We start from the raw sequence: 14,070 nt of genomic DNA, 5'->3' as shown, positions 1-14,070 counted from the left end.
CCTTACAAATATGTTGAACCTTAACATAAGATGTATTTTAAATTACATTAATTTTATGAAATAATTATAGATTTAAATTTTATTAACAAATAGAATATGCCTATCCTAAAGTGTTATATTTAATACTTAGGATAGGTTTTTATTTTAAAAAGATTTTAATATATGATGGATATTAAATGTATAATTAAAGTAGTAAAAAATATAAGAATTTTACCGATAAATACCTAAAGTTACTTTATGCAGAAAGGGGTAAATTATGAAATATAGTATTACAGATTTAGCAGAAATTCTTGGATGTACTACAAGTGCTATTCACTATTTTGAGAAAGAGCATTTAATTGAAGTGGAAAAAGGAAAAAACGGTCATCGTTATTATAATGTTGTAGATGTATTTCGATTACTTTCTTATACGAAGTATCGTTCAATGGAAATACCTATGAAAACCATCATTACACAATTTGGTGGGAAGGAAAATAATTATAAGTTGATAGAAGAAAGAGAGACAATGTATCAATTAGAAGCTTTAAAAAAGGCTGAATATTATATGAATTTAGCAGATGCTATTGGAGAACATCTTATTAGTATAAGAAGAATTAAAGAACTATTAAATCAATATGAATTTGCAAAGTCACCTGAAATAACAATTATGTGTGATGATGAATGTGGATGGCTTTCAAAAAAACGTAACTCCCAAAAGATAATTCATCAATGGGTAAAAGTAATGCCTACAGTTCAATTAGGGGTATTTGATTCAAGAATGGGAATGAGCAGTTTTGGATATTTAGTGAAGACAGAAAAGAGAAAGGAACTGAACTTACCATTAGGATTACATACCAAGGAATTGAAAAGTACATCTTGTATACATACAATTGTAATGGCAGATGAGGATTTTACACAATATCCTCAAAAAGTATTTAAAGAAGCCTCTGAATTTATAATGAAAAAGGGGTTGGAATTAGGTGAAATAGCCTGGGGGAAGATATTATTAGTTGAGGTTGAGAAAGGCTCAAAGTTACATCCTTATATAGAATTATGGATTTCGATAAAAATATAACAATATCCCCTTGAAAGTAAAGCTCCTTTATGCTCTATACTGAAATTAACAGGAAAACATTAAAAATATAAATGTGAATTCAGAAAGGAGAAAGAAAATGAAAGATAAATATAAGGTGCTTTATGATCCAATTAAAATTGGAAAATTGGAGATTAAAAATAGATATGTTTTAGCTCCAATGGGACCAGGTGGAATGTGTAACGCTGATGGTAGTTTTAATAAAAGAGGAATTGAGTTTTATGTAGAACGTGCAAAAGGTGGAACAGGATTAATTATGACAGGTGTAACTATGGTGGAGAATGCCATTGAAAAATGCGCATTACCATCTATGCCATGCCCAACAATTAACCCTTTAAATTTTATTACAACAGGTAATGAGATGACAGAAAGAGTTCATTCATATGGAGCTAAAATCTTTTTACAATTATCAGCAGGTTTTGGTAGAGTAAGTATACCATCTATTGTAGGAAAGGTAGCTGTAGCACCTTCTAAAATTCCACATAGATTTTTACCAGGAGTTACATGTCGTGAATTAACTACAGAAGAAGTAAAAGAATATGTAAAAGCTTTTGGAGATTCAGCAGAAATTGCAAAAAAAGCTGGATTTGATGGAGTTGAAATTCATGCAGTACATGAAGGATATTTATTAGATCAATTTGCAATTTCTTTCTTTAATCATCGTACTGATGAATATGGTGGGTCACTTGAAAATCGTTTAAGATTTGCATGTGAAATTGTGGAAGAGATTAAGCAAAGATGTGGACAAGACTTCCCAGTATCTCTTAGATACAGTATAAAAAGTTTCATTAAAGATTGGTGTAAAGGTGGATTACCAGGGGAAGAGTTTGAAGAAAAAGGAAGAGATATTCCAGAAGGAATTGAAGCTGCAAAGATACTTGTTGCAGCAGGATATGATGCCTTAAACGGAGATGTTGGATCTTACGATTCTTGGTATTGGAGTCATCCACCAATGTATCAAGAGAAAGGGCTATACCTTCCATATAATGAAATACTTAAAAAAGCAGTAGATGTACCTATTATTACAGCAGGAAGAATGGAAGATCCAGAATTATCAAGTGATGCCATATTATCAGGAAAAACAGATATGATAGCTTTAGGAAGACCACTTCTTGCAGATGCAGAGATTCCAAATAAGATTTTTGAAGGTAAATATGATAAAGTTAGACCATGTTTATCTTGTCAAGAAGGATGTATGGGAAGATTACAAAACTTTGCAACGGTATCTTGTGCTGTAAATCCTGCCTGTGGACGTGAAAAAGAATATGGATTAGAAAAAGCTGAATGTATTAAAAAGGTACTTGTTGTAGGTGGCGGTGTTGCAGGAATGGAAGTAGCAAGAGTTGCAGCTATTCGTGGACATAAGGTTACATTACTTGAGAAAAAAGGTTACCTTGGAGGCAATATTGTACCAGGAGGAGTTCCAGATTTTAAAGATGATGATCGTGCACTTGTTAAGTGGTATGAAGGTACACTTAAAGAGTTAGGTGTTGAAATAAAATTAAACGTGAATGTATCAAAAGACAGTATTAAAGAGTTTGAAGGTTATGAGATACTTTTAGCAACAGGTTCTACTCCAAGAACACTTTCTATTGAAGGTGCTGATAATGTTTATTCAGCAGAAGATGTTTTAATGGAAAGAAAAAATGTTGGAGAAAAGGTTGTTGTAATTGGTGGAGGTCTTGTTGGATGTGAAACAGCTCTTTGGTTAAAACAACAGGGAAAAGATGTTACGATTGTAGAAATGCAAAAGGATATTCTACAAGTAGGTGGCCCTTTATGTCATGCAAATCACGATATGCTTAATGATTTAATTAAATTTAATAATATTAATGTTAAGACAAATTCTTATATAAGAAAGAAAACAGATAAAGGTTTTGTGTTAAATACAAATGGAAAAGAATCAATTATTAAGGCTGATAGTGCTGTTATAGCTATTGGATATTTATCTGAAAAAGATTTATATAATGAAGTTAGATTTGATATTCCTAATGCAAGGCTAATTGGAGATGCTAATAAGGTTCAAAACATTATGTATGCTATTTGGAGTGCATATGAAGTAGCTAAAAATATTTAAGATGCCTTTATAAAAACTAGATATGGATATATGTCCATATCTAGTTTTCATTTTTAAGGATTATTATTATAACTTTTGTTTTTTTATATTTATTATTTAAATAAAATTCTTGTTTGAATAATTTTTAGTATATTAGATATAGCATATGAATTTTTACACATGTTCTAACTATTGAAATAAAAATTCAAAGTAGGTTTTTATTGTGAATGAAATATATTTTACTTATAAAAGAATAGTGGTTTTGAATTGAAAAAGTATAAAAAATAATGAATTTTACCAGTAAAATATTCATTAAAAACTTGTAATGCTTTGAAATTACTGAGTTTAAAAGGTGTTTTGCTGGTTTTCTTTAAAAAATAAAAATCACTGGTAAAAAAACAATAAAACCTAGTAAAATCAATAGTTTGGATGTATAATAAGAAATAGAGAATGGCTATTTTTCAATGGTTGAACCTTAACATAAGATGTATTTAAATACTTGTTCTAGCTATCTCATATTTACATTTTCTTAAGTTGAACCTTAACATAAGATGTATTTAAATTGGTAAAAGTAGGGTATGAAGGGGTTTGTTTTATGGTTGAACCTTAACATAAGATGTATTTAAATTCAACAAGAAATATTGGATACACTTAATAATTATTGTTGAACCTTAACATAAGATGTATTTAAATGTTATAATTAAAATATAATAAATACGAAAAGGGGTGTTGAACCTTAACATAAGATGTATTTAAATTAGAGTTAAGTAAATCTAATCTTTAAGTATGTTCCATGTTGAACCTTAACATAAGATGTATTTAAATCTCTTTTCCATATAAACTCTTAATCCTGATTTTGTTAGTTGAACCTTAACATAAGATGTATTTAAATTCATTTGTTAATCGTAGGGGAAAGTGGGTCAGGTAAGTTGAACCTTAACATAAGATGTATTTAAATAAATTTGATTGATTGGATATGGGAGCAAAACGGATAGTTGAACCTTAACATAAGATGTATTTAAATTCTATATACACACGCATGGCAGAAAAATCATGTAGGTTGAACCTTAACATAAGATGTATTTAAATCTTATTCTAGACATTATAATTCCCCCCTAATAATTCCTGTTGAACCTTAACATAAGATGTATTTAAATCCATATATGTTAGTTGTTTTACTAAAATCTATCTTGTTGAACCTTAACATAAGATGTATTTAAATGGAGCTTAGAAGAAGAGATTTAAAAAATAAAATAAAAATTGAACCTTAACATAAGATGTATTTAAATTAAAATGGAGTATCCACTACACTTACATCAAATAATTGTTGAACCTTAACATAAGATGTATTTAAATGAAGATAATGAAACAGATAAAAAAGAAGAAAAAAAGTTGAACCTTAACATAAGATGTATTTAAATAGAAATGATAGCAGTAGATGAAAAAATTAATTCTGGTTGAACCTTAACATAAGATGTATTTAATTTGTAAGGGGGTTTCCCTTTGCAATATGCGTTAAGTAGTTGAACCTTAACATAGGATGTATAGTTAAATATATTGAATTTTATTTATTTAGCATTTCTTTTTTATAAAAATTAATATTTTAGGTAAGAATAAACTCAGGATTATTGAATAGTGGATAGTTATAATAAGGAGTGAGTTTATGCCATTAATAACATTTGAAGATATAAAAAATAATAAAGAATTTAAAACTTACATAGAAATAGGTGATAGACACTTAGGTGTAAAAGGATATACAAAACACGATTTTGGGCATGTAATAAAGGTTGCAGAAACTGCAGGTAATATATTAGAGCATTTAGGATTTAGTAAGAGAGAAGTGGAACTTGCAAAGATTGCAGGATATATACATGATATTGGAAATATGGTAAATAGACAAGAGCATGCTCAAACAGGAGCATGTATTTGTTTTAATATTTTAACTAGATTAGGTATGAGTCCAGAAGAAATAGGTATTATAGTATCTTCAGTTGGAAATCATGATGAAGAAGTTGGAATTCCTATAAATCCAGTAGCTGCAGCATTAATATTAGCTGATAAAGTTGATGTAAGACGATCAAGGGTAAGAAATACTGATTTTGCCACATTTGATATACATGATAGAGTAAATTATGCTGTAGAAAAAGCAGATGTAAAAGTTCATAAAATAAGCAGAAAAATAGAGTTAGCATTAACAATAGATACTACTATATGTCCGCTGATAGAATATTTTGAAATATTCCTTACCCGTATGTTGCTTTGTAAAAAGGCAGCAGACTTTTTAAAGGCTGAATTTAACTTAATAATCAATGAAACTAAAATGTTATAGGGTTCCAAGTTGATTTTTAAAATTATTCATTCCAAAACTTGGATACCTAAAATAGTGAGACATGCTCCGAATCATTTAGAATTCAATACTGAATCTTGCACGAAAATATTTTAAAGTTATTGAATAAATTTAAATTTGAGCTTGTTTCCCTATATGATTAAAAAAATTAATATTAGAGTTATATAATGATAATCTTATAAAATTACCATTATATAACTCTTTTTTATGTAATGAAAATAAAATTTACTACGAATAAATTTCAAAATATAAAAAATACAAATATAGTGGTTTTGAAAGTAATGGTTCTAAGATGGAATTTTAGGAAGTTTAAGACAAAATTGTTACATTTAATGAATAAAGTATACTATTTTGTTTAAATATGTATTAAAATACATATATAAGAATTTATAGGAGACTATAAAAATGATTTAATTATATAACAATAACTAATAATTATGTTAAATTTATATTAAAAGATGGGAGAATATTATGGGAGATTTTAAAGTTAGAGAAGTAATTAATAAATGTTTTGTTTTTGGAACTTTAACATTGTCTTTTGCTAATTCTATATGGCTATATTTTATGTCTCAACATAATGCTATAAGTGAATTTTTAGCATGGATAGCAATAGCGATAGCAGCTATATCTACAGCTATAATGTTTTGTTTTTATATTAAAGATAAGGGAAATGAAAAGGTAAGGCAATTAGTAAGTATACCTTATGCTATAATTTATGCTATTGGCTTATTTGGAAGTAAAAGTACGTTGTCACCAATACCTATACTTTTACTAGTTGTTATTTGCATGGTTTATTTAGAAGAAAAATTTTTATTAAGAATTTTAATAGGTGCATCAATATTTAACATTATTTGGATTATATTAAATATTGGAAATGTAGCGATACAATCAAAGGTTATTTTTTTAGAAGTAATTATATTTTTATTCTTTATATTATCATATGTGGTAACAAAAATTTCTAATAAAGTTAGAAAAGCAGGATTACAGGAAAAAGAAAGGACTATTAAACTAGTAAGTGAACAAAAAGAAATAATAGAACAAATGAAAAAGGCAACAGAGCTTTTAAATACTAATAGTAATTCTATTGAAAATACATTTAATATAATAGAAAAATCTTCTGATACTATTCAAGTTGCAATAGAGGAAATTTTAAATGGTTGTGAGGTAACAGCAGTAAGTATAGAGGATCAAAATGTTGCATCAAATAATATAAAAAATGATATTGAAAGTACAGTAAAAGAATCTATTGAAATGGGTAATCATTTTACTGAAAGTAAAAATACTTTTATAAACACTTTTAATATAGTTGAAGAGTTAGGAAATAAATCAAAAATAATAAAAAGCAAAAATGATAATGTTCATAATATATCTAAGGATTTAGTATCAAAAACCAATAAAGTTATTTCTATAATTAATATTATTGAAGATATATCAGATAAAACTAATTTATTAGCGTTAAATGCTGCTATAGAATCAGCTAGAGCAGGTGAATATGGAAAAGGCTTTTCTGTTGTTGCAGAAGAAATAAGAAAGCTTGCAGAGCAAAGTAAAGAATCTTCTCAAGAGATAAGTAACATTATAGGGAGTTTAGAAAGTGAGGTTTTAAATGTTTCTCAATCCATAACAGATGTTTCAAATATAATGGGTGAGGAAGATACTTTAGTAAAGACAACTACTGAAAATTTAGAGGCATTAAAAACAGAGATGATTACTTTGGAAGGAAAAGTTATAAAAGTTAATGGAAGAATAAATCAAATAAATGATGATAACTTAAAAATTAATGACAGAATAGAAAACATGGCATCGATTTCAGAAGAAACCTTAGCTAACTCTCAAAGCACCAAATCAGAAATAGATATGCTTTTTGAAGAGGTGAAGAATGCTAAAAAATATTTAGAGGAATTATTAGTTTTAGCGGAACAAATGACAACTTACATTTAACATTCTAAGTTAAAATTTTAATTTATAAATTTGACAAATTAGAAAATTGAAAATTGTCCATTTCAGTAAGTGGATAGTTAAAAAGATACTGTTAGCAATGCTTTTTAACTGTCCACTTTTACTTAAGATTATTAATTTAAAATAAAAGTTATATTATTATTCTCTTGTAAGTTTTTCTATGATATTCTCATGTTCTGGATATTTACTCATTAAATCACTTCTTGAGAAAAGTTTAAAATCATCAAAGTGGAATCCAGGAGATACCATACATCCTACTAAAGCAAATCCATCTTCGTTCATGCTTGAACCAAATATGTATCCTTTAGGAACTAAAACCTGTGGTGATTCGCCTTTTTCTATATTTAAACCTAATTGTTTTGTTATTAGTTCACCGCTAGGAGAAATCATGTATATTGTTAAAGGGGAACCACTGTGGTAGTACCACATTTCATCGGATTCAAGAATATGAAAATTAGAAACTTCTCCAGTTCTTAATAAAAAATATATACTGGTCCAAAGGTGCCTAGAGTCATTAGTATGATTAACTTTTATGTTTTCATCAGATTGGAAACATTCTTTAAAATAGCCTCCTTCAGGATGAGCAATCATATCTAAAGATTTTATAAAATAGTCTGCGTTTCTTATCATTTTTGCAATCTCCTTTATCAATTAAAATATTTATAAACAATATTAATACATTTGTTATAGATTTACAAGAAAAAAATATGACTAATAAATAAAAACTTATTTCAGTAATGGTTTTTGCGCAAAATAAGAACTTTATGTAATTTAAAACATATTATGTATATAGAGTATTGAAAAGGGAGTTTTGTTTATGTTAAGAGAAATTTGTATTGATAAAAGATATTTAGAAAATATATCTGGAGGAAATGACAGGTATAAATCTAATGATTATATTATTCAAAAACATAATGGTCTTGAGATTTGGAATAGTTTTTATAGGCAAACATCAGGAAATATGGTTCAAATGGATTTAGTTAAACAAGCAGTAAAGGGAACTTTTGAAAAAGCTTTTTTTGAACTTGCAAAAATTTCAGGAAGGTTAAGTAATGATGAGGTTTTAAAATTTCATGTAAACTTTTTTGAAAATATGTTTATGCAACATGCAAATAACATACCATGCTTTAAAAAAGTAAAAGAAAAATCACCGGATAAAATGGAGTTTCAAAGAATAGTAGAAACTCATGTAAATAGATTTAGAAAGACATTTCAATTTCATGTTGAAAAGTTTCAGTGTAATAAAACTATGAATCCTTCAGAAAATATGGAGTTAACCAATGAATTAAATAAATGGTTTGATGATTTTAATAGTAAGCTTAATGAGTTTATGGCATTGAGTAAGGATTTAACTTTAGAGCAGTCTATGGAGTTACATGATACAATGGTGGAAACCATAATTAGATTACATGTTGAAAATTTAGAGTGCTTTAAAAATCTTAAAACAGGTGCTGTAGATGGTATGAATTTAAAAGATATAATAACTAATCATCAAAAGAGATGTAGAAATGTATTTAATATGCATGTAAATATGTTTAATTGTGAATAATATAGGGATGCAATCTATAACTTAAATTTATTCATCAAATTTTTGTTATCAGTTGAGAAAAATAAGAACAAATATAGTTAGTTAAGAATTATTGAAGAAACTGAGTATCAGTTTCTATAAATTTAAAAATACGTTGAGAATTACTAGGAACAAAGTGAGTAGTAATAACCTCAACTATTCACTATTAACTCTTAACTAAAATAATCTGTTAGTTATTGAAAAAATATTAATTTAAGTTTTCTCATTTGATAAATGAATAAGTTTAAGATTTAATTTGGGAACCCTATATAAATATATTTAAAATGTAAAATTTTAATAAAAATCTATTGACACTTTTCTTTAAACCATTTATAATCACTAAAAAGTAGTAACTTCGTATAACTCCAATAATATGGTTTGGGGGTCTCTACCAGGTACCGTAAATTCCTGATTACGAAGAAGAGAGTGTAACATTATCTTCTTCGTAATCAGGAATTTTTTTGTTATGTTACATAAAATATTTTATATAATAGGGGGAATTTATTAATGAAAAATTGTTTGCCAAAAATAGATTTACATTGTCATTTAGATGGAAGTGTTAGACCAGAAACAATACTAGATTTAGCTAAAAAGGAAGATGTTAAACTATTTTCATATGATATAGATGATATAAAAAAGGCACTTATAGCACCATTTGATTGTGAGTCTTTAAATGAATATTTAGAAAGATTTAAAATACCAAATGATATAATGCAGTCAAAAGAAAGTTTAAAAAGAATAACCTTTGAATTATTAGAGGATGCAGCAAAGGAAAATGTTAAATATATAGAAATAAGATTTGCACCATTACTTCACACATTAAAAGGGTTATCAGTAGATGAGATTATACAAAGTGTAATTGATGGTATAAAACTTGGGGAAGAAAAGTATGAGATAAAAGGAAATTTAATATTAAGTTGTATGAGAAATATGGGCGAGGATGCAGCTATAAAAATTATTGAAGAAGGAAAAAAATTCTTAGGAAATTATGTTGTTGCCATAGATTTATGTGGACCAGAAGAAAAGGGATTTGTACATGATTTTGTAAAAGCCATAAGACTTGCTAGAGAATATGGATATAGAGTAACTATTCACGCTGGTGAAACAGGATTTGGTATAAATGTTTTAGATGCAGTAAAACTTTTAGGTGCAGAAAGAATAGGTCATGGAATATTTATAACTAACTGTGATGAAGCTTATAAAATAGTAAAAGAAAAAGGGATAACTCTTGAAACATGCCCAACAAGTAACGTTCAAACTAAGGCTGTAAAATCTTTTGATAGCCATCCGTTTTATGATTTTTACAAAGATGGAATCAACGTTACAATAAATACAGACAATAGAACAGTTTCTAATATAGATATGACAAATGAATGTAATATTGCCTTTGAGAAATTTAAAATAAATAATGATGATTATAAGAATATATATTTAAAAACAGTGGAAGCAACATTTGCAGACGAAGACACTAAAGAGTGGTTAAAACAGTTTATTTAGTTAAATGAATTATTTAACTTAGAAAAATTAAAAATAATAATAAAAAACCTGTGTTAAAAATAAGATTTAAATTTTTAAATACAGGTTTTTTCTATATAAAATTATAGGTTAAGAGTTATTTATTACATTTAAATGTTTACAAAATGCTAGAATAAAAACAGAATATTATGAAAATTATGTATATTAATATAGTATATATTTACCAAATGAACTATAATGAAGTTAAAGCTTTAAAACCTACGGATCTTAGTATAAATGAAGGTGAATTTACTGCCATTATCGGTCCAAGTGGTTCAGGGAAAAGTACACTACTACATCTTTTAGCAGGTCTTGATAAACCATCAAGTGGTAAAGTGTATATTAATGGAAAAGAAATATATTCTATGAGTGAAAAGGAGCTTTCTAAGTTTAGAAGAACTAATATAGGATTTATATTTCAGTTTTTTAATCTTATTCCTATACTTTCTATAGAAGAAAATATTAAATTACCAATTTTAATGGATGGAAGAAAAGTTGATGAAGATTATTTTAATGAAATAATAGAAACTTTAGGACTTACCGATAGAAAAAGACACCTTCCTGGAGAAGTATCAGGAGGACAACAGCAAAGAGCATCAATAGCACGAGCATTAATTACAAAACCTTCAATAATATTTGCCGATGAACCTACTGGAAATTTAGATAGTAAAAATAGTGAAGAAGTAATGGACCTACTTACAATGTCAATTAAAAAATATAATCARACTTTAGTTATGATAACACATGATCCTAAAATAGCAGAAAGAGCAGATAGAATAATAACTATATCTGACGGCGAGATAAGTGGAGATAGGAGGACTCATTAATGAAAAGTTTTTGGGGGCTTATTCCACGTAATATATTTAAAAATAAGAAAAGAAATTTTTTAATAGGAGTATCAATTATGCTAGCAGCAGCCCTTATTACCTCTTTGAGTATAATTGAAAGCTCTATAATTAAAAATGCAAAACAGGGATATATAGATGCTTCTGGCGGAATTTATGATGTTATGGCATATCAAAATGGATATAAAAACATGAGTAAATTCAAAGAAGATGAAATTTTTAAAAAGGCAACAATAGTTACTAATGTTGGTATTCATAAAGTTAAAGATTCTAAAACAGAAATATCAATAGATGGTTATGATGAAAATGCAAAACATATTTTAAACTTTAAACTTTTAAAAGGTAAATATCCAGAAAAAGAAAATGAAATAGCAATTGAATCTTGGATTTTAGATGAAATAGTTCCAAACTATAAATTAGGAGACAAGATAAATTTAAGTTATGAAAATAATAGTTCACAAAACAAGAAATTAACCGGTGAAAATGAATTTACATTAGTAGGTGTTATAAAATACACAAGAGAAGAAGATTCATTAAAAAATAGAGGTAAGGCATATATAACTGATGATTATGCTAAAAAAATAGTTAAGTATTTTCCCGTAAAATATAGTGCATATGGAATAAAAAAAGATAAATATTCTTTAGAAGATATTGATATTATATTAGGCGTTACTAAGGATTATGAACAAATGTCTATATACCATAATTATTTTAAAGAATTTGCCTTAGATGGAATAAAGGTTTTAAATGGAACATTTAAAATGATATTTTGGATTGTGGGAGTAGTAGCAGCAATTGTTATTTATAATATCTTTAACATAATGGTTACAGAAAGAACTAAAGATTTTGGTATATTTAGAGCTTTAGGTACATCACCAGGGAAAATTAAGGTTTTAGTTGTTTTAGAAGGTATTGCTTTAGGGGTGATATTTATACCTATAGGTATATTAATTGGAGGAGCTTTTATAACATTACTTATAAATAATGCCAATATATCAAATTTTTATATACCTAAAGATGGATTAAAATGGTCTTGCATAGTGGGATTCTTATCTATAATAGGTGGTTCGTATTTCCCAGCTAAAAGAGCCTCAAAAATAGCACCTATGGAAGCTATTTTTTCAAATAATAATTTAGAGTTGAAAGGTCATATGTTGAAACCGGGATTGGAACCAGAAGAAAAATTTAGAAAAAATTTTTCATTTATATCTAATATGGCCTATTTAAATTTAATTAGAAATAAAAAACGTTTTATAACAACAGTCATATCTTTTAATATAACAATAATAATGTTCTTTGCAGTCAATTATATAATAACTACTATAAATCCTGTTAAATCTTTCAAAAAAGATTTTTCGTCAGATTTTATTATAACAACATCTACAGATAAAAGAATAAGTGAAACTTTTATAGATGATATATCAAATTTATCATCAGTAAATGTAGTTTCAAAAGACAAGGTATTAAGTTGTAATGTACAGATTCCTAAAAGAGCCTTAACTAAATCAGGATATAATTATTTAAAAACTGAATCTAAATCAAATAAATCTGAACTTGATAATTTTAATAATGGAATATATAAATTTATTAGTGATATCCATGGATATGATAAAAGTGAAATAGAAAAGTTCAGGGAGTTTGTTATAGATGGAGAAATTAATTTAGATGATATGCAAGAAAAATCATATGCAATATTAATCCAAAGTCAATATAGTAAAGTTAAAGTAGGAGACCTTGTGGAAATCATGGCTCCAACATATGATAATGATGGTAACATTAAGGGAAATAAAATTATTGATTTTGTAGTTGTAGCATTGTTAGATGAAAATAAAGTGAAAATAGGTGAACGCTCAATAATTCCTATAATATCTAATGAAGCAATGACGAAATATTTAAATTTATCAAATTATAATAATATAAAAATAAATATAGATTATAAAGATAAATATGAAGATATAAAATCACAATTAAATGAAAAAATAAAAAATAAAAAGGAACTATCATTGTTAGATTATAAATCTGAATTAGAAAAGATAAAAAAAGATAGTAAGGCTAGAGTATTTATACTATATAGTTTTATAACAACTGTTTGTATAGTTGTAGTAATAAACATTGTAAATGTTATGAATATGAGTGTGATTTTAAGGAAAAAAGATATAAGTATGCTAAGAGCCATAGGAATAGGCAACAAAGGAGTAAAAGAAATGATATTAAAAGAAGGATTTTTTTATGGGATTTTTTCAGGGGTATCAGGTTCTATATTAGGAACTATAGTTTCATTTTTTATGTATAGTATAATAAAAAAACATATAAATGCAACAGTATCATGGAATATACCAATTATATCTATTATAGTTGCAATAGTTGTATCATTGATAATATGTTTATTAGCATCATTATTACCATTAAGAACTTTGTTTAAAGATAGCATTATACAATCTATAAGAGATATAGAATAGATTTATTTATTAAAAATATTATATATATTTTAAAAGGGGATGAGTTTTTGGAACTTTTAAGAACTGAATATTTAACTAAAAGYTATGGATYTAAAGAAACRGAAGTTAAAGCTTTAAAACCTACGGATCTTAGTATAAATGAAGGTGAATTTACTGCCATTATCGGTCCAAGTGGTTCAGGGAAAAGTACACTACTACATCTTTTAGCAGGTCTTGATAAACCATCAAGTGGTAAAGTGTATATTAATGG

Annotated in this window: 10 protein-coding genes, 2 CRISPR repeat arrays and 1 riboswitch (1 of these 13 only partly in view); of the genes, 9 read left to right on the top strand and 1 reads right to left on the bottom strand. The window is 26.8% G+C overall.

Annotated elements, in window-relative coordinates:
• A CRISPR array of direct repeats spans positions 1 to 42; the repeat unit is 30 nt; it reaches 1,046 nt to the left of the window's first position.
• A 214-nt stretch (positions 43 to 256) separates the two neighbouring features.
• From ACYUE0_RS12440 to ACYUE0_RS12425, 4 genes are all read left to right on the top strand, one after another.
• Complete coding sequence (locus tag ACYUE0_RS12440; protein WP_460270828.1) at positions 257 to 1,054, top strand: MerR family transcriptional regulator; 798 nt, start codon at positions 257 to 259, stop codon at positions 1,052 to 1,054.
• Positions 1,055 to 1,151: 97 nt separating this feature from the next.
• A complete protein-coding gene (locus ACYUE0_RS12435; RefSeq protein ID WP_460270827.1) occupies positions 1,152 to 3,149 on the top strand; it encodes an FAD-dependent oxidoreductase in 1,998 nt (665 codons plus the stop codon).
• Positions 3,150 to 3,595: 446 nt separating this feature from the next.
• A CRISPR array of direct repeats spans positions 3,596 to 4,680; the repeat unit is 30 nt; unit sequence GTTGAACCTTAACATAAGATGTATTTAAAT.
• 111 nt (positions 4,681 to 4,791) lie between these two features.
• Positions 4,792 to 5,457, top strand: a complete 666-nt coding sequence (locus ACYUE0_RS12430; RefSeq protein ID WP_010297494.1) for an HD domain-containing protein — start codon at positions 4,792 to 4,794, stop codon at positions 5,455 to 5,457.
• Between the two features lie 489 nt (positions 5,458 to 5,946).
• The gene (locus ACYUE0_RS12425; RefSeq protein WP_460270825.1) at positions 5,947 to 7,416 is read left to right on the top strand and encodes a methyl-accepting chemotaxis protein; all 1,470 of its coding nucleotides are present in this window, start codon (positions 5,947 to 5,949) and stop codon (positions 7,414 to 7,416) included.
• Positions 7,417 to 7,572: 156 nt separating this feature from the next.
• On the opposite strand, the gene ACYUE0_RS12420 is transcribed toward ACYUE0_RS12425, so the two are convergent.
• A complete protein-coding gene (locus tag ACYUE0_RS12420; protein ID WP_010297487.1) occupies positions 7,573 to 8,064 on the bottom strand; it encodes a cupin domain-containing protein in 492 nt (163 codons plus the stop codon).
• A 187-nt stretch (positions 8,065 to 8,251) separates the two neighbouring features.
• Between ACYUE0_RS12420 and ACYUE0_RS12415 the strand changes: the two genes are divergently transcribed.
• From ACYUE0_RS12415 to ACYUE0_RS12395, 5 genes are all read left to right on the top strand, one after another.
• Positions 8,252 to 8,983, top strand: coding sequence for a hypothetical protein (locus ACYUE0_RS12415; protein WP_460270824.1), 732 nt, complete (start codon positions 8,252 to 8,254; stop codon positions 8,981 to 8,983).
• Between the two features lie 353 nt (positions 8,984 to 9,336).
• Positions 9,337 to 9,436, top strand: a riboswitch (purine riboswitch).
• A gap of 72 nt (positions 9,437 to 9,508) precedes the next feature.
• Complete coding sequence (gene add / locus ACYUE0_RS12410) at positions 9,509 to 10,498, top strand: adenosine deaminase (protein WP_460270823.1); 990 nt, start codon at positions 9,509 to 9,511, stop codon at positions 10,496 to 10,498.
• Positions 10,499 to 10,665: 167 nt separating this feature from the next.
• A complete protein-coding gene (locus ACYUE0_RS12405) occupies positions 10,666 to 11,343 on the top strand; it encodes an ABC transporter ATP-binding protein (protein WP_460270822.1) in 678 nt (225 codons plus the stop codon).
• Positions 11,343 to 13,820, top strand: coding sequence for an ABC transporter permease (locus ACYUE0_RS12400; protein WP_460270821.1), 2,478 nt, complete (start codon positions 11,343 to 11,345; stop codon positions 13,818 to 13,820). Before ACYUE0_RS12405 ends, ACYUE0_RS12400 begins: the two co-directional genes overlap by 1 nt.
• Positions 13,821 to 13,867: 47 nt before the next feature.
• On the top strand, positions 13,868 to 14,070 hold a 203-nt coding region (locus tag ACYUE0_RS12395; RefSeq protein ID WP_460270820.1), incomplete at its 3' end, for an ATP-binding cassette domain-containing protein.

The organism is Clostridium sp. CTA-19 (assembly GCF_054767855.1).
Note: the sequence above shows the minus strand (reverse complement) of the source record. Positions and strands in the feature narration are given on the sequence as shown.